Genomic DNA, 19,815 nt, shown 5'->3' on the forward strand with positions numbered 1-19,815 from the left:
ATATAAAGGTATGATAACTATTCACTGAGCACTAAATTGGCAGCTGCTTTTAAAATACCAGGATAATCTTGCTCTGGTAGGTACTCTGTAAGTTCACCAAGTTTGTCCGCAAGCTCACTCATATTAACAGCTGATACATTAATATGGCCCATTTTACGACCTGGCTTAGCTGTTTTACCGTACCAATGGCTCGTTACATCAACCGTTTTTAATACTTCACTTGGAATACTTGGTTGGCCTAATACGTTTATCATCGCGGTAATGTGTTTAAGCTCTGTATTACCAAGCGGCAAACCTGCAACAGCACGCATGTGGTTTTCAAACTGTGAGCAATGGCAGCCTTGTTGCGTCCAGTGGCCTGAGTTATGTACACGCGGTGCAATTTCGTTAACGAGTAACGTGCCTCTTACATCAAAAAACTCAATTGCTAATACGCCAACGTAGTTAAGCTCGTTTGCTATTTTTGTAAATGCATCGTTTGCTTGAGCTTCAACACTTTGATTATTTTTACCGGCAATAGAAAGCGTTAATACACCATTTGTGTGCTCGTTTTCTGTTAGCGGATAAATAGCAACATTACCGTGTTTGTCGCGCGCACCAATAATAGATACTTCACGATCAAACGGAATCATTTTTTCAGCAATAATCGTATGTGGCGCAAGCTCGGTGCCCGATGCAATAAAATCAGCCATTTGTGACCAAATCTCGTCTATTTGATCATCCGATTTTAAACGCCATTGGCCTTTTCCGTCGTAACCCGCTTGGCATGTTTTAATTACAAGTGGTTTACCTAGAGTTTTAACGGCAAGTTCTAAATGCGCTTTTTCAGTAATTAATTGGTACGGCGCACAAGTTACGTTTGTTTTATCAAGCAATGCCTTTTCAAGCGAGCGATCGCCACCGGTTTTAATAGCGGCTTTACCTGGGTAAAACTTATTACTGTTACAGCAAAGGGTTAAAACATCATCAGGAATGTGCTCAAACTCGGCAGTAATGGCATCAGCGTTTGATATTGCTTGCTCAAGCGACGTGTTATAAACCTCACCGGTTAGCGGGTGCATAATTTGTTTACTGCCTACATCGTACGCAACAACGTTTAAATTAAGCGGCGCTCCTGCAAGGCTCATCATACGTGCAAGTTGCCCTGCACCTAATATTAAAATATTCATTATTACTCTGCAGGGTTTGGATTAGCTAATATAGTGTCGGTTTGAGCTTTACGAAACGCTTCAATTTTTGCAAAAATTTCTGGATTTTGACATCCTAAAATTTGTGCTGCTAATAAACCCGCGTTTGCTGCGCCCGGCTCACCAATTGCAAGCGTACCTACTGCAACGCCTTTAGGCATTTGGCAAATAGATAAAAGTGAATCAACACCATTTAATGCTTTTGATTTTACAGGTACACCAAGTACAGGAAGCGACGTAAAAGCAGCCGCCATACCAGGTAAATGCGCTGCGCCGCCAGCACCAGCAATAATAACTTTAATACCACGTTCTGCGGCTGAACTTGCGTAATCAGCAAGTAATTGAGGAGTGCGGTGTGCAGACACGACTTTGGTTTCGTACTTAATGCCAAAATGCTCTAGCATAAGTGCTGCATGTTCCATGGTTGGCCAATCTGATTTTGAACCCATAATAATGCCAACAGTCATAAATACTCCTCAGTAATGTATTTTAAAAATAGCGGACTTATGTCCGGTTTTAGGCGGGTATTATACCCAAACCAAGTTTAATTGCGACTCACAAAAACAAAAAAGCCATGTTTAAACATGGCTTTTTTGAGTTAACGGGTAAATAGCTAATTAAGCTTCTTTACTCGCTAAGTATTCGGCGTAGTTGCCTCTAAAGTCGATAACTTTACCGTCTTTAATTTCCCAAATACGGGTTGCAACCGATGATACAAACTGACGGTCGTGGGAAACAAACATCAATGTACCCTCGTATGCTTCAAGGGCTAAGTTAAGCGCTTCAATTGATTCCATATCCATGTGGTTAGTTGGCTCATCCATTAACAATATGTTTGGCTTATGCATCATAATTTTACCAAACAACATGCGGCCTTGCTCACCACCTGAAATTACTTTAACTGATTTTTTAATATCGTTTTGAGAGAATAACATACGGCCTAAGAAGCTACGAACCACTTGCTCGTCGTCGCCTTCTTGTTGCCATTGCTCCATCCACTGAAACAAGTTCATGTCGGTGGCAAACTCATCAGCGTGATCTTGCGCGTAGTAACCAATATTCGCGTTTTCTGAGAACTTAAACTCACCAGCTTTAGGTGCTAGGCGCCCTGCTAATGTATTAAGTAATGTTGTTTTACCAACACCATTTTCACCAATAATAGCAATACGTTCGCCAACTTCTACTAAACCTTCAAGTCCAGAAAACAACGTATTGTCGTCAAAACCTTGTGTTAAGTTTGTCATTTCAAGTGCGTTTCTGAATAACTGCTTTTCTTGATCAAAACGGATAAACGGCGTTTGGCGTGAAGATGCTTTAACTTCGTCTAATTGGATTTTGTCGATACGTTTAGCACGCGATGTTGCTTGCTTAGCTTTAGATGCATTAGCAGAGAAACGAGATACAAACTGTTGAAGTTCAGCAATTTGGTTTTTCTTTTTCGCGTTTTCGTTAAGTAATTGCTCACGTGCTTGCGTTGCTGCAAACATGTATTCGTCATAATTACCTGGGTAAATACGAAGCTCGCCGTAGTCAATGTCGGCCATGTGTGTACACACAGAGTTTAAAAAGTGACGGTCATGTGAGATGATTATCATGGTACAGTCGCGCTGATTTAACACGTCTTCTAACCACTTGATGGTGTAAATATCCAAGTTATTAGTAGGCTCATCAAGTAGCATAATGTCTGGGTCTGAAAATAATACCTGTGCAAGTAGCACACGCAGCTTAAAACCCGGTGCAATTTCTGACATTGGGCCAAAGTGTTGGTCAGTGCCAATACCTACACCTAATAAAAGCTCACCTGCTTTAGATTCTGCAGAGTAACCATCCATTTCAGCAAATTCAGTTTCAAGATCGGCTACTTTCATACCGTCTTCTTCACTCATTTCAGGTAAAGAGTAAATACGGTCTCGTTCTTGTTTAATTTCCCACAACTCTTTGTGGCCCATAATCACGGTATCGATTACTGAGTATTCTTCGTAGGCAAACTGATCTTGGTTAAGTTTAGCAACGCGTTCGTTAGGATCAGTACTTACATTACCTGAAGACGCTTCAAGCTCACCACTTAAAATTTTCATAAATGTTGATTTACCACAACCATTTGCACCGATTAAACCGTAACGGTTACCATCGCCAAATTTTGCTGAGATATTTTCAAATAATGGTTTAGCACCAAATTGCATGGTGACATTAGCTGTACTAATAATAGCGCTACCCTCCAAAGGAGTAATGATGTATTTAAATTGCGCGCAGTTTAAACCAAAATGGCCTGTTTTTCTATGAAAGTTTAAAAGCAAACCACTGCGTTTTAGCCATTTATTATGGCTATGTAGTTAGTAGTAAAAATAACGGATTAGATTTAATGGTTTCGTTAATTTTTATTCAGCTTATTCTAATTAAAATCCATAAAGTATGTTTTATAAACGGGCATAAGAGATTAGAAATTACGATATAAATTAGTGTAAAAACACTTTTAACGTACTTGTGTGTCTACTTAACTCATTTTTGTTCACCCTATAATAATAAAAAGTTATATTTATGAAAATAAAGTACTTTTAGAGCTTTTACACTAGTTACTACTTTTTAACCAAGATGAAATTAATTCAAATTACAATTTTTATACATCAATAATTTCTCATCCTATTTACCTATCAAATCATTAAAAACATAAACTTTTGCAACACCTAAAAAAAACAAAATTAACCTTTAGTGAATATCCGTTAAGTTTAACGGTTAATTTTATTGAGTATTTTTCACTTTTGAGCCGTTTATTGCTTTGTTAGTCTTCGAATCTGAATTTTTACCTACGTAAAAAATTGACCAATTTACACAGGGCAACACACAAGATGAGCAAAAAATTAGCGACGCTTATTAGCGCAAGTATTGTATTCGCACCCGCTGTTTCGGCAGTAGAATTATACAAAGATGACAAAAATACTGTTGAAGTTGGTGGATATCTTGATGTGCGTGTAATTAATACACAAAACGAAACCGAAGTTGTTAACGGTACCTCGCGCATTAACTTTGGATTTACCCGAAAGCTTAAGAAAGACTGGACCGCATTCGCACTCGTAGAATGGGGTGTAAACCCTGTTGGCAGCAGCGATATTATTTATAACAATCGTTTTGAGTCTATCCAGGATGAGTTTTTATACAACCGTTTAGGTTACGCAGGGCTTTCGCACGAAAAATATGGCCAACTAACCATTGGTAAACAATGGGGTGCATGGTACGACGTAGTTTACGGCACAAATAATAGCTTTGTATGGGATGGTAATGCGGCTGGTGTTTACACATATAACAAAGACGATGGCGCTGTTAATGGCACTGGCCGTGGAGATAAATTAGTGCAGTACCGCAATAGCTATAACGATTTTAGTTTTGCAGTACAAGCGCAGCTTAAAAACAGCGAATTTTACACCTGTGACGTAACCGACATTTCAGAAGAAGAATGTGAAGCACTTTGGAACTCTGGCGATAGTGCAGCCCAAGAAGTTGAATTTAATTACACATTTGGTGCGTCTGTAACTTATACCCCAACTGACATGCTAACACTTACAGCAGGTGTTAACCGTGGTGAGTTTGATTTAACGTTTGGCGATGGTTCTACTCGTAATGTTGAAGATTTAATTTATGGTGCAGGTATTATGTGGGGCAACATTGATGAGCCCGGCCTATACGTTGCAGCCAACGTAAATAAAAACAAAAACCACGACACAGATAACATTGGTCGCTTAATTAAAGACGCAATCGGTGTAGAAACATTTGCATCTTACCGCTTTGATAACGATTTTCGCCCTTTTATTGCCTACAACGTGTTTGATGCCGGTGATGATTACGTAATTCAGCCAAACTTTAACGCCGACCCAGACGATATATTTAAGCGTCAGTTTGCTGTTATTGGCCTTCACTACTTAATTGACGAAGACACTATTGCCTACGTAGAAGCGCGTAAAGACTTTAGCGACTTTGAAAGCGATAACGACGATCAACAAGCACAAATGGAGCAGTCGGAAGATGACGGTATAGCATTTGGTTTTAGATATAAGTTTTAAATATAAGTTTATACAACGACTACAACTTCTCTAAGCACAACCCTTTTAGCCCTTTTAACTTTTTTAACTGGGCTTTTTTTTATTCCGCCATACTTTTTTCAATACTTGGTTTTGCATTTAAGGCTATTTCAACAAATGCATTAACAGCCGCATTGGTATCTGCTTTTTTAAATTGTAATAGCACCGGAATTTGCGTAAATACATCGCTCAATTTTATAAAATGGCACCCTTTACTATACAATTTACGTACGCAATAAGGCGCAATTGCCACACCAAGGCCTGCAGCCACTTCGGTAACTAATGTTTGCATATGTCGAGGTTGGCTAATAATGTTCGGTGAAAAACGAGCTTGTTTGCATTGCAAAATGGTTTCATCAAAAAGACCAAGTGCTTCCTCTCTATTAAAAATGATAAATGGCTCATTTTTTAGTTTAACTAAATCAATGTTTTTATAATTTGCCAGCGCATGGTTTTGATTAACTATGGCCACTAATGAATCTACATAAATAGTATGACTTACAAATTCATCATTAATCGAATCAGGTAAAGGCCGTGAAAAACCCACATCAATTAAATCATTTTTAAACGCATGTATCTGCTCAGTTGCGGTCATTTCAAACAATGTAACGTGCACGCTTGGGTATTGCTGTTTGTATTCTCGAACCAGTGCTGCCATAAAGGCTAAACATGCCGAGCTTAAGTGCGCAATATTAAGTGTACCTACCTGCCCGTTGTGGGCACGTTTAACCTGAGTTTTAGCTTTGTCAGCTAGAGCCAAAATAGCGCGTGCATCTTTTAATAGCTGCTCACCCGCTTGAGTTATTGCAACATCGCGTGAATTTCTTATAAACAGCACAACATCAAGCTCGCTTTCGAGCTGTGCAATATGCCTACTTATTGCAGGTTGCACGGTGTGTAGCTCTTTGGCCGCTTCTGAAAAACTCTGATGCTTAGCCACGCTGACAAAACTTTTTAATGTTTTAATATCCATTACGCACCTTAAATACATTTTTTGTATAGATTCTATAAAATAATATCATTTTTGTTATAGGTAAAGAACTCATACCATAGCGGCATGAGTTAACAACACTAGACAGCTATGACCAAACCCAAACAAAATCAGTCATTAAGTCGATTTATTTTATTACTAATGACCACTGCAATTGCCGCAACAGCAGCAAACTTATACTACAACCAGCCTATTTTACCGCTTATAGCGAACGAATTTAATTTAACTGATTCACAGCTTGGGAGTATTCCCGCGCTTACACAAATTGGTTACGCGTTTGCGTTATCATTTATTTCTCCTTTGGGTGACTCGATTGCTCGCAGGCGTTTAATTACTATTTTGTCGAGCTTATTAGTAGTGGCTTGTAGTGCAGCAATGCTTGCACCTAACTTACCTTTATTACTTATATCGGTATTTTTAATTGGTGTAAGCGCCAATATAACCCAGCAATTAATACCCTTTGCAGCATCGCTTGTATCGAGCGAGCAAAAAGGTGCCACGTTAGGCACATTAATGATGGGCTTAACTATCGGTATTTTACTTTCAAGAACGTTAAGTGGATTTGTAGGTGAGCAATTTGGTTGGCGAAGTGTATTTTTAATGTCGGCAGTACTCGCAGCATTATTTGGTATATTACTGCGCGTGTTTTTACCTAGCAATAAGCCACACACTAATTTGCGTTATTGGCCTCTCATTAAAAGTACGTTGGCGTTGTTTATTAAACATAAATCACTGCAGCATTTTACACTTTCGGGCGCATTTTGGTTTGCATCATTTAATGTGCTTTGGGCAACACTTGCAATTTATGTTAGTGATGAGCCATTTAACTACAACGCTCAACAAGCTGGTTTATTTGGTGTAATAGCATTGGCTGGCGTAATAGGCGCTAAGTCATCGGGTAAATGGGTCAGCAAACTAGGGTCTAAAGCTCTAATTATGATTGCACTTACGCTTGCGGCAATCGGCTTTGCTATTACAGGTTTGTTTAATGGCAGTTTAGCGTCGTTGGTTATTGGTATTATTTTAATCGACTTTGCCATATTTAGTGCGCAAGTGGCTAACCAAGTGCGTGTTTTTAGTATTGAACCCACTGCGCAAAGTCGCATAAATGGAATTTACATGCTGGGTTATTACATTGGAGGCGCTGTTGGCTCAATGGTTGGTGTTAAGGCATTTGCACTTTATCAATGGCCTGGCGTTGTTGCTGTAAGCATTATATTTATTTTGCTAAGTGGCATTTTTAATTCATTTGCTAAAAAGTAATCGCTTAAAACTTAAGGAGTAAAAATGAATACATTGAAAACAGCGGGTAGCTTTACATTACTGTGTATTGCCAGCTTAACTATTATGGTGGGAACCCTACTTGCGCCAGGTTTAGTAAGTATTTCACAAGGATTAGGTATAACCGATAACACCGTACTTTTAATTACGTTGCCATCGTTAGGAGCTGTGGTGTTTGCGCCCTTCGCAGGAAAATTAATTGATAAATACGGCGCTTATAAACTTTTAGTAATTGGGTTATTTTTATACGGGGTTGAAGGTGCCAGTGCTTACTTTTTAAAAGGCCCAACGCTTGTATTTGCTAATCGATTTTTACTCGGCGGTATAACGGCAGTGGTTATGGCAAGTTGTACGGTTTTAATTTCTGATTGGTACACAGGCGAAGCACGCCTTGGCATGATTGCAAAACAAGGTATGGCGATAGAGTTAGGCGGTGTTCTATTTTTATTTTTAGGTGGATTATTAGCCTCGCAATTTTGGGCGCTGCCATTTTCACTTTATTTAATAGCGTGGGTATTTTTGGCTATGCTTTTATTGTTTGTGCCAAATAAAAACTCAGTGGCTAGTAATAACGATGAAGTGTCAGAACATCTACACCACAAAGCTAATAATGGCCTCTCGTTAAAAAGCGTTTATGTAATTTCAACACTCGCGATGACCATATTTTTTACATCAACCGTTTTACTGCCCATTACAATGAACCAGCAAAACTTTAACGAGTCACAAATAGGCCAACTACTCGCATTTATATCTTTAGTGGCTGTAGTTACTGCAGGCTTTATGCCTAAAATAACAAAGAAATTTGGTGAGCCTAAGGTGTTAGCATTAGCCTTTTTAGCCTTTGCTTTATCGTATATTTGTTTTACACAAGCAAGCACCTTACTTTTAGTTTTAGGCGCAATATTAATAGGTATAGGATTTGGTTTTAGTATTCCGCTTTTAAACCATATGACGGTAGAGCTCAGCGATGTGAAAGTACGCGGCCGTAACTTATCGTACTTTACGATGGCTGTATTCTCGGGTCAGTTTTTTACCTCATTTATGGAATATATACCTGGTGGTGAGAAAAACGTATTTATAATTTGTAGCGTTTCAGCATTTATAATTGCACTGGTATTGTTTTTTAAACCGACCAAAGCAAAGTAGTCGTAACTTACAAAAGAGCATTTTTATAAATGCTCTTTTTTTATCTAAACCTCCCGCTTTATTTGCACTACTTTCCTGATTACTTTTTTCTAATTTGACTCTATTGCTAAGTTTAGTATTATAATAACATTTAGTATGATGTGTTCTTTCTGTAAAGCCACCAGCTAACTTATATTAATTGCATTAAGAGTATATAAAGATGGTGAAACTATATTGAAATTGCAAAGTGCTTGCACTGATTACTGCTGATCACAAAGGCGTAAGGCTAATTAAAAGCAGTAACAAATAGGTGTGATATATGCTCATAGGTACTGCCTGTATTCTAACTCAACACCTACGCGCTGTATATAAACACAGTGTGCGTATTTACTGTGTAAAAATAAATTAAAACAACTCCCTTTGTAAGTCGTTAATAACATTAAACTAAGTAAAGTGCTATGAAGCTGATTCGTTATCATAAATAGTTAAAACACCGGTAGCTGTATATGCATACAGCTACCGATTAAACCTATCTAACCTACTTTTTAATAAACTTACTAAAACCAGCTAATGCCTTTGATACACTCAGTGTTGGATTATCTGAATGCTCAGCACCTTCGTTTATAGCGCTTTGCCACACAAGGTTATTATTAGGGTTTGCTGTTAAAGCAGACTCTAAATTATCAAACGCTTTTAACATTAGCGGATGCTCTGCTCCACCCACCGAAAGGTATAAATAAGTAGGCGACTTAATTTTATTTGCTTGAGTAGTTAAAAATGCTTCTACATTATTAACCACTGTCATATCGTCATACCAAGCCGCTGGGCTAAAGGCAAAGTAGCCATTAAACAGTTCAGGCCTTGTATGCAGTGTATAAAGTACAAAGCTGCCACCGGCCGAAAAACCACTTAACACACGGTTATTACTAAGCTTATATTTTACCGATAAATAAGGGAGTAACTCAGTTTCAATAAACGCTAAAAACTTGTCGGCTTCACCATTTGGCTCTATAAGTGTTTCACCATTTGGCTCTATAAGTGTTTCACCTTCTGGGCGCGCTTGTGTATTTACATCTTGGCGAGCATAAGGAGGCACTAAATCGCGATTACGTGTATCTGTAAAAAACAAATTAGGAATAGACACCAATATAGCCTTATCCCCTTTTTCGCTCTTAGCTTGTTTTGTAAGTGCTTTATCCCATGTATCTAAATTAAAGTTACCGTCGGTTTTAATAATTAACGGATACGCTCTTTTAGGATTGTAATTAGCGGGTAATCTTATAAACACTTTGCGCGACTCATTAAGCACGCTTGAATTAAGTGTTATATCTGTATAAGCCGATACATAATGGTTGTAATAACGTATAGCTAAAATACCGATAGCAAAAATGACTACGGCCAAACTTAAATTAATAATATAGTGTTTTGTTATTTTTATTGCCATACGGCATTCCTTTCAATGTTTAGGAGTTATTTAACCAAGCTTAACCCATTGTTTTATTTCAAGCGCGGTCATAATAAGCTCAACCGAAAACGCGGCTAAAATCATCCCCATCACACGCGTTAAAATAGACGCGCCGCCAATACCAATTAACTTAATTATTTTACCCGAAAGCAGCAACAGTATTAATGTAATACCCAACACACCAATTGTAACAAGCGCTGTGCCTATTTGAGTAGTAATTGGGTGTATGTGGTTATCGGTAAGTAGTATTACCGCCAAAATAGCGCCAGGAGTCGCCGTTGCAGGTATAGCAAGCGGAAACACGGCTATATCGTGATCGGGGTCTTGTTTGGCTTTGTTAGAATCGTTTCCAAAAATCATTTGCAGGCCAAATAAAAATAATATAATTCCGCCCCCTAACTGAAACGACACCAACCTAATTCCCATCGCATTAAGTATTAGTTGCCCTATTAAAATAGAACCCAATAATACGCCCCCGGCATAAAGTACCGTTTTAAATGCAGTTTTACGGCGTTGTTGATCAGTTAAATGAGAAGTAAGCGCAGCAAACAGCGCCATAGTGCCTATTGGGTCAATGGTCGCCCAAATTACAAGCGCATCTTGAGAGAGTTTTTCTAGCATATAAAATCCTTGTTAAGCGTAAATGTTTAATAAAACACGGGTAACAAATTCATTTGCTTACGCTTAACTATAATAGAAAGCCGCTATTTTTTGTATTTTATTTACTGAGCTTTAAGGATTGAGGATTGAAAAAGGTAAGCACTTATAATTGCCGTCTTGAGTTAAAGTGATTTATGCCAAATAGAATTTTCTCTTAAACTAAAGCCCAGTTTCATAAGTAAATTATGGGAACGTGCATTATGTGCACTCACCTCAGCAGACAAATGTTTAAGAGGAATATGCTTAACTAGAGTTTCAATAAAACCGGTCACCACTTCAAACATTACGCCCTTATCCCAAAAGTCAGGATGCAGCTCAAATCCTATAAACGCACTACTTTTACACGGGGTTAAATTATAAAGCCCACAAGTACCCATTAACTTTCCAGATATATTATGTTCAATTGCAACTCGAATTACTTCACCTTCGTAATATGCACTAATATCATCTTGTATTAATTGTTTGATTTGCTTTTTGCTAAGTGGTGTTTCGTAGTCGTTAAATTCTGACACGTGCGGGTGATTTAAAATATTAAATAAACACGCTGCGTGTTTGTGGGTAACTAAACGCAGCGTAACGCGCTCAAGCTTTGTGGTGTTAAACATTTTATTTAAGTGGTTAGTTAAATTAGCTCTTTATGGGCACGCATTATTAACTTACCATACCCTATTAACAAGCATTATCTTTAAAGCAAAAAGAGTAAGAGAACGTAATGAGTGACGATTTTAAAGTAATACAACCCACTACCACAGTATATTGCCCAAAGCGCGGCGAAGGCTGGACCTTAACAGGCATTACTAATATTAACGAGTTTACCTCAGTAATGTTTGACGGCACACGCTATACGCTTCCAGCACGCGAAATAGTAGAAGAACTTCTACCTAACCAATTAGCGCGTGAGCAAAATAGCTAACCAAACACATACACAGTAAAAAGGCTGCAATTTTGCAGCCTACTATCTAATTAACGAGTTAAAATGCATCGTCTTCGCTGTAAACATTAACGTTTAGCTCGTCATCATTTTCAAATACCACAAACGAAATAGGCTTACAGCACACTTGGCAGTCTTCTATGTATTGCTCATCAATATCTGCTGCATCAAGTAATACTTCTATACTTTCTCCACAATAAGGGCAACTTATTGATGTTTCTGTTAACTGGTTCATTTATCACCTGCTAATTTATATCACGGATGTTGTCACTTTAATGAACACGTAAGCATAATTCAACACCCCATTAAATAACGCATACTTGGCTAACCCAATTAAACCGTGCTACTAACTTAAATAGTGATATTGTTACTAGCCTTATCCCTATAAAACTTGTCAAAGTGCAATATTTTTCACCATATATAAGTTGGCCAGCCCTCTACAATGAAATTGTATTAGCACTTAGCGGGTCTAACTTTATAAGTATTTATAAACTCACAGTACAGATGGATAATTTTATGAAAAAATCACTTACGCTTGCATTAACATCTGCCGTTATTTTGTTTAGTACATTTTCCCATGCAGCTAAAACCGAAAAAGCCGTTCTAGCTGGAGGTTGTTTTTGGTGTATGGAAAGTGACTTTGAAAAGCTAGAAGGCGTAACCGATGTAATATCGGGCTTTACTGGCGGTAAACTTAAAAACCCGACATACAATGGTAATCATAAAGGCCATTACGAGGCGGTAGAAATTACTTACGATCCGGCCATAGTAAGCTATCAAGGCATACTTGAACATTACTGGGTTAATATCGATCCCTTTGATGCAAAAGGCCAATTTTGTGATAAAGGCCCTAGTTACTTAAGCGCTATATTTGTAGAAAACGACGAACAACGTAAATTAGCCGAAAAAACAAAAGCTGCAGTCGTTGCCGAGTTCCCTAATCAAACTGTGGTTACACCTATACTAAATGCAAGCACCTTTTACCCTATAAAAGGGAGGGAAAGCTTTCATCAAGATTATTACAAAAACAATCCAATCCGATACAACACTTATCGTTGGCGTTGTGGTCGTGACAGCCGCCTAGAAGAAATTTGGGGCGACAGAGCAACCCATTAATCGCGTTTAATCAGGTAATCCACTGTAAAATATTAAAAGGCTGATTTAATTATCAGCTTTTTAATATTTTAGTTATTGCGAGATTCTTTAATAAATCGATATCTAAATTCAGATAAGTAACCAACAATGCTAACAAGCAAAGCTGAATTAAAATCACCATTCACAAGCTGTGTCCAAACATTTCCCTCTCCATTAAAGCTAATGTAAATAACCATAATAAAAGCAACAAACGCTGAAACTTGATACATCCAAGAATATTCACCAAAAAATTTCTGTGTCACACTTTTTTCTTTTAATTTATCTTCCACAATTAATCTCCATTTTATATTGCTATTAAATCCTAGCTATAACATAGGCAAAATAAGGAATTTATAATAAAGGTTTATTTATACACCGTCTATTTCATAAAGCCTTTGTTATTAAGCTAAATGCTTGAATAGCAAATAGGATACATGTCACTTCGCTTTAGGTGGACAGCACTGCTTGACTTAAGATACTCAGTTTTAGGATTCATTATCAATAAATAGTATATTCTGTTTCCTAAAGCAGGCTGTTTATCTACTAAATCAAATACAATAAATTGCACTCCTAGATTGATATAAACAAAATTTAACAGCTGGAGTTACACAAAATGTTTGCCAACCAATTACAACTAGCGCGTGCTCTAGAGTTACCAACACGACAAGCCATGCTTTACCGTGAACCAGCAGTACAAAACTTTTGGATAAACAACACTGACCTAATTGCAAACGCGTGGAGCGAATGGGTAGCAACATCAATAGATAGCTCAACGTTTACGCTAGACGACACACTACTTGATAAAAACATACGTGAAGCAGTAAAACAAGCATGGGAAGATCCATCAAAAGAGCTAGCCGTAAAAGCGTTATTACACGAAGTAGCGCCTGATGTGTTTCAATTTCAATTTTTTGATCCTGAGCGACTAGCAGTATTACACGGATATTTAGAACAAGTATGGAATTCGCAAATCCCTATGCGCCCGCCATACGGCATAGTGTTAAATCGCCGTGGTGCCATGCTTGATAGCCGATCAGAAGGTTATTTAGCCGCGCCAAGCTTTCAAGCATTTTATAACGAAATACTAAACACTTATATGCGCCCTATTTCACGTATGCTGTTCCCGGAAGTTATGGGGTTTGATACACAAACATTTGGCTTTTCAATTTATTATGAGCCAAATACAGATTCGTCAATTCGCCCACATACCGACGCATCAGCTGTAACGCTTAACATTAACCTAAATTTACCAGGCGAAGAGTTTACAGGGTCACAAGTGGACTTTTATCACCCGCACACAGGTGACATTAAATCACTTACCTTTAAGCCTGGTACTGCCATGTTACATCGAGGCAATATTGCACACGCAGCCAAGCCTATTACCAGTGGCGAGCGAACTAACTTCGTATTGTGGTTGTATGGGGAGCGCGGTCGATTACCAGCACAAGGCGCACCACGCATTCCTGTTGATGCTAAACAGCGCTGGACTAACCCAAACAAACCAAATGATGGCTATGCACCATTTTAAATAATCGCTTTTAGAGTTTTAAATATAAATGGCTGCCTAATTTAAGCAGCCTTATAAAAATAAAGCTTATCCAGTAACCAACACGTTTTAAGTTTAGTAATATTAAAAAAACCGCCCTATTCATAATCTATATTGTCGCCACTTATAACAATAGATAACACAAATTTTCCGCCTTGCTTTTCTTATGTCCCAGTACTTCGCTTAACAAAGTACAAAATTTAGGGGGATGTCATGTTTTTTTGTATTTAATTGATAAGCCACTGTAATGCTTAAGTTGGTAATTTAATAAATTGTGCTATCTTTTTACTATCTACATTATAAAAATACGAGCTAACATGTTGTTCCGAGGTACAATTGCCATAGCAATATTGGTAATTTCTGCTGCTAATAAAACCTATGCAAACGACATAGATGTACAATTTAGTGGTTTTGCATCCTTAACACTCAGCTACACGGACGATTCAGATATTGGCTTTGCATCGAGTTATTCAAATGTGAACGAATCTGGTTTTTCAGCAACGCGTGATTCAATTTTAGGTGGTCAGGCTAATATATCACTAGCCAAAAATTGGGACTCTGTAGTTCAACTAGTAATACAAGATCATGCCTTTAAAAGCTTTGATAATTTTTTAGAACTCGCCTTTGTACGTTATCGCCCATCACGTAACTGGGCCATCCGCGCAGGCAGGTTAAATAGCGACCTTTACTTACTATCGGAATACCCTTACGTAGGATATGCCTATTTATGGGTGCGCCCGCCTCATTCGTATTACTCATTTGCAAACATTGCAGGTAATTTTGATGGAATAGACGTTGAATACAGTAAAGCCATTAACGATGGCTTCTTACGCTTAAAACTCGCTTATGGTAGCTCCACAGCAAAGATACAAGCCTATAATGACGACTTTTTTATTGATTTTGATAACTTAACAACCCTTAGTGCAACATACTCTTTAGATGCATGGACAATGCGTTTTTCGTTATCAAGGTCAAACTTTGGCGATTATAAACTAACCGCGTTGGACGAATTTATAACCGCACTCGATTTAGTACCACAAAGTGTATGGCCGCAAGCACAAAGTATATCTAACAAATTTAACACCAAAGGCAACAGCATAGAATACGCAGCCTTTGGCGTTACTTACGATAATAATAATTGGCTTATTCAATCTGAGTTAGGTATTTCAGAATCCGATTGGATAATAGCTCCATCTGTATTTAGCACTTATATTAGTGCGGGTTACAGAGTAGATGATGCAATATTTTACACAGGCTTTACGGCAGCTAAAAATCGCCATGATGTAGTTGAAGTAAACAGCCCTATTTTCCCACCAGGTACTCCTGAGCAGTTTTCAGTACCCATACAACAACTCGCGGTTGCCACTCAATCTTCAGTTCAAATTACAAATGTTCACCAGCACTCTATAAACGTAGGCGTAAAATGGCATTTTTCGGATCGTTTAGTATTTAAAGCGCAGTTAGACCGCTTTGATATAAAGCCTCAAGGTGCGGGGCTATGGAGCCTTAGTAATCCTGCTGATGCAAATAAAAGCAACAAAGTACATATACTCAGTTTAAATGCTAGTATGGTGTTTTAGTTATGATAAGCGCTCGTAATCTAGGTCTTAATGTAATGCTCCCCTTATGCCTGCTTTTTGTGAGCTTTTATGCTAAATCTACAGAGTTTGTTGTAGTGGTAAATAAAAGCAACGCAATTAACGCATTATCAAAACGGGAAATAATTGATATTTACATGGGTAGGTATTTAACTTTTCCTGATGGTGAAACGTCAAAGCCACTCGATTTGCCCGCCCAATCAGCATTAAAAAACGATTTTTACTTAAAACTGGTCAATAAAGACGAGCAAAAAATAAATGCGTATTGGGCAAGGCTTTTATTTTCAGGGCGCGCAAAGCCACCCACGCCTTCAACATCGGTAGAAGACGCAATAAACAAAATAGCAGCATCACAATTTGCAATTGGCTACATTCCGCTATCGCAAGTTACAGATGCAGTAAAAGTGGTATACACATTTGATTAAAATTATTAGCCAAAAACTCTACATACGCGTCGCTATATCAATTGCGTTAGTTGCTATTGTTGTGTCTTTAGTCTCGTCTATGCTCTCTTATTACTCAGGCTTTAAAGAGAAAAAAAACACAAATTACCTACTTGTTCAACAGTTAGCGCAAACAATGGAAAAAACAGCCGCTATTGCCGCTTACTTAAATGACAAAGAATTAAGCCAAGAAATTATTAACGGCCTACTCAGTAACGACTTAGTGCAAGGCGCAAGCCTAGAAGGAGAAGTAAACCCTAAAGGAGAGATGGATTTATTTATTGCAAAAGGCTCTACTAACAAAAAAAATGAAGCTGTTTTAATTAAATTAGTTCACCCCTTTATAGAAGACACTTTTATAGGTGTACTCGCCATATACCCTGACGATAACTTTATTGAACAACAAGCACAGTCAGCGCTTATAAAAGAATTTATCTTAATGCTGATTCAATCCATTGTTATCGCATTTTTTGTATCGCTGGTAGTTCAGCGCTGGCTTACACAGCCTATTCAAAACCTAACCGACAGCTTTGCTAAAATAAATCCAAGCGAGCCAGAAACCCTTAAAATGCTAACCTTCAAGCAAGGCAAGCGGGACGAAATAAGCCGTTTAACCCAAGGTATAAATGCCTTAATGCACGAGCTACATTTAACTATTAGTAATGAGCAAACACTGCGTAAAAAAACTCAAGAGCTAGAAGCTAAATTTAGACTTATTTTTGAACAAGCCAGCGCAGGTATTTGTTTACTCGATGACAAAAACATTATCACCACCTTTAACCCTGCATTTAAGCATTATTTTACCGTACCTGGTGAAGAAGAATTACCAACCTTGCATTTTCCTGAGTTACTTAGCAATGTAGACGAATTACAAAGCCTACTGGCAGATATTCGCTCTGCTAAAAACCCACCACAAACCACCTTAGATGTAGAGTGTAAAGTTGGCTATAAAACGGTATGGTTTCATTGTTTGTTTGTAAGGTTAACAGACCAAAGAGATACCAAACGAAACCCCAAACAAGAGCAGCTAGTAGAAGTAATTTTACACGATGTAACCGAGCGCGCAGAACGCGAACAGCAAACCCGCTTTGAAGCCGATCACGACCCGTTAACCGGCTTATTAAACCGACGCGCCGGTGAAAAACGCCTTAAAAAAGCACTACGTGAATGTATTAAACATAATGAACATTTAGTGCTTATGATGATTGATTTAGATAAGTTTAAACCCATTAACGACACCTACGGACACGAAGCCGGCGACAAAGTGCTAATTGAAATAGCGCACAGATTTAAAACACTTTTTCACGAAAAAAACGATATGTGTATCCGCCTAGGCGGTGACGAATTTATTGTTGCAAGGCAAGTTAATACCTACGATAAAACGGCAACACAACAAAAAGCGAACGCCTTACTCAATGAGTTACAACAGCAGGTTAGTATTTCAAACACAAAAACATGCGCAGTAGGTGCAAGCATAGGAATTGCAATAGCCCCATATGATGGCAATGAACTACATCAATTAATGCACAACGGTGATAAAACTCTTTATCACGTAAAAGAAACAGGCCGAGGGAAAGTTGCCTTTTATGACGATATAAAAAATTAGATGGCGTGAATTAGTAACTACATAGTAAATGCTATAATGTTTTTATCGCTTTCAAATAGTCTTTATTATAAAAGTACGCTGCTAAACCAAAGTAAATAACAGGACCAAAATAAGCGATTGGGAAGTGAGCATAAATACTAAGATAGATAATCGATAAAATAAAATACAGACTCATGCTAAAGCAAACCACTGCCAAAAGCCTGCCTAACCAACATATAGATTGGGCTGCAATATTTAAAACAAACAAGCTAATAGCACCAAGTATTACATACACTAAAGTGTTTAAATCTTCCCCATGCGCTAAACCATCTTCGGTATAGTACATCATGTAATGAGCAAGCGGAGTCAGTGCTAATAAAGCCCAGAAACCATAACTGCTCCAAGTTGATGAGACAAAATAGTTACTACCAATGTCAGGCGCAGGAAACGATGCTTTATATCTATTTTGGTTCATGTGGATTCCAGTTAAGCCGTTTTATATAAGTTGATAGCTAGGCTTTTATTTAAAACACAAAAGGCCAATAGACAATAAAAACTGTCCGTATTATTGATTTTTATAAAAAAATTACAACTTGATTGCTCTACTAACCACAAAACAGAATAACAATTGTACTATTAGTAATTAATCAAAGTAATAAAAAATCTAATTAAAAAGAATATTGAACAATAAACTTTTCAATTGTTAGAATGCCCTACTTTTTCCCATCAAGAGTTACAATGGCAAACTTCAATACTCATCTTAATACTGCCGTAATCATCACAGGCTTAGCCTCCGCCACCTTACTATCTGCAAGCCATATTGATTTAAAGGGCGCGCTCTGGTTATGGTTTTTAGGCTCAATCGGCGGCTTATTACCCGACATAGATTCAGATAACTCAACATCACTCGATACTATTTTTAACTTATTCGCACTCAGCGCTGTATTACTGGTACTGCATTACATAACCACCGAGCTCATTATTGAAATTAGCTTTATCGAGTTAATCGTAGTGCCGTTATTGGTTTACGGATTTATGAAGTACATTATTAGACCCATTTTTGAATGGATCACAGTACACAGAGGTAGTTGCCACTCTTTACTATTTATACTGTTATGCGCGCTATTAACAACTCAAGTAACATGGAAACTGAATGACCAATCAACCACACAAGCAGCCGTCTTTGCCTGGTTAACGGGTGGGTTTATTTTACTTGGCGGGTTAATTCATTTATTGCTAGATGAAATTTACAGTGTAGATTTAAGTAATGTCACCATTAAGCGCTCTTTCGGAACCGCTTTAAAAATAGCTGACTTCGATAATAAACTAATTACGCTAGCGTCAATTATTGCCATTGCAGGTTTGATCTATGTTGCCCCTCCCACAGAACAAACTATTACAGCGTTAAGTGACTGGTCTCAATTTAGGCTTTTATCTTAATGAAGGCGATTTAAGCCCTTTTATAGACTTGCCCTACTAAAGTAAGTGACTTTTGCAAAGTCGCTTATCCCCATTGCTAGAATGAATGCAAAATACCCTCTTAGTAATTTAAAAGTTTATGCACAAAGAGGGTAAGAGGCGCTGCGCTTTTAGAGGTTTATCAGCTTAAATCAATGCGACTTTGCTCGTTTAAGTTTAATTAAAAGCGCAAGTTTTAGCCTTTTTGTAATTAATTATTATTTTTATTGGTTTTAGTGAAATTTTTAAATCGCTTTGCCTGTCTTATAGTTTCAATATTTATATAAAAGTTTCAACGGTTTGATGTGTGCAAAACTACTGCATCTTTTAAAAGCGTT

Annotated in this window: 20 protein-coding genes; 10 read left to right on the top strand and 10 right to left on the bottom strand. The window is 37.8% G+C overall.

From position 1 onward, the window contains the following. Nucleotides 1-17: 17 nt before the first annotated feature. The 3 genes from H5118_RS16000 to H5118_RS16010 all read right to left on the bottom strand — a co-directional run bounded on the left by H5118_RS16000 (nucleotide 18) and on the right by H5118_RS16010 (nucleotide 3,394). On the bottom strand, nucleotides 18-1,169 hold the full coding sequence (locus H5118_RS16000; RefSeq protein ID WP_182711244.1) for a 5-(carboxyamino)imidazole ribonucleotide synthase: 1,152 nt from the start codon (nucleotides 1,167-1,169) through the stop codon (nucleotides 18-20). A gap of 2 nt (nucleotides 1,170-1,171) precedes the next feature. Then, nucleotides 1,172-1,654, bottom strand: coding sequence for a 5-(carboxyamino)imidazole ribonucleotide mutase (gene purE, locus H5118_RS16005; protein WP_002962540.1), 483 nt, complete (start codon nucleotides 1,652-1,654; stop codon nucleotides 1,172-1,174). A 150-nt stretch (nucleotides 1,655-1,804) separates the two neighbouring features. Further along, nucleotides 1,805-3,394, bottom strand: coding sequence for an ABC-F family ATPase (locus tag H5118_RS16010; RefSeq protein ID WP_076914937.1), 1,590 nt, complete (start codon nucleotides 3,392-3,394; stop codon nucleotides 1,805-1,807). Nucleotides 3,395-4,033: 639 nt separating this feature from the next. Here H5118_RS16010 and H5118_RS16015 point away from each other — a divergent pair. Continuing rightward, nucleotides 4,034-5,242 carry a porin gene (locus H5118_RS16015; protein WP_182749460.1) on the top strand — a complete coding sequence of 403 codons (1,209 nt, stop codon included), beginning with the start codon at nucleotides 4,034-4,036 and terminating at the stop codon, nucleotides 5,240-5,242. A 79-nt stretch (nucleotides 5,243-5,321) separates the two neighbouring features. Here the strand turns inward: H5118_RS16015 and H5118_RS16020 are convergent, their stop codons facing one another. Continuing rightward, a complete protein-coding gene (locus H5118_RS16020; RefSeq protein ID WP_182749462.1) occupies nucleotides 5,322-6,233 on the bottom strand; it encodes a LysR family transcriptional regulator in 912 nt (303 codons plus the stop codon). 108 nt (nucleotides 6,234-6,341) lie between these two features. Here H5118_RS16020 and H5118_RS16025 point away from each other — a divergent pair, with 108 nt between their 5' ends. Together H5118_RS16025 and H5118_RS16030 are read left to right on the top strand one after the other, a co-directional pair. Continuing rightward, nucleotides 6,342-7,514, top strand: a complete 1,173-nt coding sequence (locus H5118_RS16025) for an MFS transporter (protein WP_182695935.1) — start codon at nucleotides 6,342-6,344, stop codon at nucleotides 7,512-7,514. A 24-nt stretch (nucleotides 7,515-7,538) separates the two neighbouring features. Beyond that, nucleotides 7,539-8,678, top strand: a complete 1,140-nt coding sequence (locus H5118_RS16030; protein WP_182749464.1) for an MFS transporter — start codon at nucleotides 7,539-7,541, stop codon at nucleotides 8,676-8,678. 517 nt (nucleotides 8,679-9,195) lie between these two features. Here the strand turns inward: H5118_RS16030 and H5118_RS16035 are convergent. The 3 genes from H5118_RS16035 to H5118_RS16045 all read right to left on the bottom strand — a co-directional run bounded on the left by H5118_RS16035 (nucleotide 9,196) and on the right by H5118_RS16045 (nucleotide 11,387). Continuing rightward, nucleotides 9,196-10,101, bottom strand: a complete 906-nt coding sequence (locus tag H5118_RS16035; protein ID WP_182749466.1) for an alpha/beta hydrolase — start codon at nucleotides 10,099-10,101, stop codon at nucleotides 9,196-9,198. A gap of 30 nt (nucleotides 10,102-10,131) precedes the next feature. Beyond that, nucleotides 10,132-10,743, bottom strand: a complete 612-nt coding sequence (locus tag H5118_RS16040; protein WP_182749468.1) for a MarC family protein — start codon at nucleotides 10,741-10,743, stop codon at nucleotides 10,132-10,134. Between the two features lie 161 nt (nucleotides 10,744-10,904). Further along, complete coding sequence (locus H5118_RS16045; protein WP_182749469.1) at nucleotides 10,905-11,387, bottom strand: GNAT family N-acetyltransferase; 483 nt, start codon at nucleotides 11,385-11,387, stop codon at nucleotides 10,905-10,907. 107 nt (nucleotides 11,388-11,494) lie between these two features. Here H5118_RS16045 and H5118_RS16050 point away from each other — a divergent pair, with 107 nt between their 5' ends. Beyond that, entirely contained in the window at nucleotides 11,495-11,695 is a 201-nt protein-coding gene (locus H5118_RS16050; RefSeq protein ID WP_002962626.1) for a hypothetical protein, read from the top strand. A gap of 58 nt (nucleotides 11,696-11,753) precedes the next feature. Here the strand turns inward: H5118_RS16050 and H5118_RS16055 are convergent, their stop codons facing one another. Further along, complete coding sequence (locus H5118_RS16055) at nucleotides 11,754-11,948, bottom strand: CPXCG motif-containing cysteine-rich protein (protein WP_002962627.1); 195 nt, start codon at nucleotides 11,946-11,948, stop codon at nucleotides 11,754-11,756. A 281-nt stretch (nucleotides 11,949-12,229) separates the two neighbouring features. Here H5118_RS16055 and msrA point away from each other — a divergent pair, with 281 nt between their 5' ends. After that, nucleotides 12,230-12,829, top strand: a complete 600-nt coding sequence (gene msrA, locus H5118_RS16060) for a peptide-methionine (S)-S-oxide reductase MsrA (RefSeq protein WP_182749471.1) — start codon at nucleotides 12,230-12,232, stop codon at nucleotides 12,827-12,829. A 68-nt stretch (nucleotides 12,830-12,897) separates the two neighbouring features. Here the strand turns inward: msrA and H5118_RS16065 are convergent, their stop codons facing one another. After that, nucleotides 12,898-13,137, bottom strand: a complete 240-nt coding sequence (locus tag H5118_RS16065; RefSeq protein ID WP_182693899.1) for a hypothetical protein — start codon at nucleotides 13,135-13,137, stop codon at nucleotides 12,898-12,900. Between the two features lie 323 nt (nucleotides 13,138-13,460). Here H5118_RS16065 and H5118_RS16070 point away from each other — a divergent pair, with 323 nt between their 5' ends. The 4 genes from H5118_RS16070 (at nucleotide 13,461) to H5118_RS16085 (ending at nucleotide 18,040) form a co-directional block, all read left to right on the top strand. Further along, nucleotides 13,461-14,375, top strand: a complete 915-nt coding sequence (locus tag H5118_RS16070) for a 2OG-Fe(II) oxygenase family protein (RefSeq protein WP_182749473.1) — start codon at nucleotides 13,461-13,463, stop codon at nucleotides 14,373-14,375. Nucleotides 14,376-14,710: 335 nt separating this feature from the next. Beyond that, the gene (locus H5118_RS16075; RefSeq protein ID WP_182749475.1) at nucleotides 14,711-15,973 is read left to right on the top strand and encodes a hypothetical protein; all 1,263 of its coding nucleotides are present in this window, start codon (nucleotides 14,711-14,713) and stop codon (nucleotides 15,971-15,973) included. A 2-nt stretch (nucleotides 15,974-15,975) separates the two neighbouring features. Beyond that, nucleotides 15,976-16,416 carry a hypothetical protein gene (locus H5118_RS16080; RefSeq protein ID WP_182693798.1) on the top strand — a complete coding sequence of 147 codons (441 nt, stop codon included), beginning with the start codon at nucleotides 15,976-15,978 and terminating at the stop codon, nucleotides 16,414-16,416. Beyond that, a complete protein-coding gene (locus H5118_RS16085; protein ID WP_182749476.1) occupies nucleotides 16,409-18,040 on the top strand; it encodes a sensor domain-containing diguanylate cyclase in 1,632 nt (543 codons plus the stop codon). The genes H5118_RS16080 and H5118_RS16085 overlap by 8 nt, the downstream gene beginning before the upstream one ends. A 31-nt stretch (nucleotides 18,041-18,071) precedes the next feature. Here the strand turns inward: H5118_RS16085 and H5118_RS16090 are convergent, their stop codons facing one another. After that, a complete protein-coding gene (locus H5118_RS16090; RefSeq protein WP_182749478.1) occupies nucleotides 18,072-18,494 on the bottom strand; it encodes a hypothetical protein in 423 nt (140 codons plus the stop codon). A gap of 263 nt (nucleotides 18,495-18,757) precedes the next feature. Between H5118_RS16090 and H5118_RS16095 the strand changes: the two genes are divergently transcribed. After that, entirely contained in the window at nucleotides 18,758-19,459 is a 702-nt protein-coding gene (locus H5118_RS16095; protein ID WP_182749480.1) for a metal-dependent hydrolase, read from the top strand. Nucleotides 19,460-19,815: the final 356 nt, after the last annotated feature.

Source organism: Pseudoalteromonas sp. SR41-1 (genome assembly GCF_014164015.1).
In the GTDB taxonomy this organism is placed as follows: Bacteria; Pseudomonadota; Gammaproteobacteria; order Enterobacterales; family Alteromonadaceae; genus Pseudoalteromonas; species Pseudoalteromonas distincta.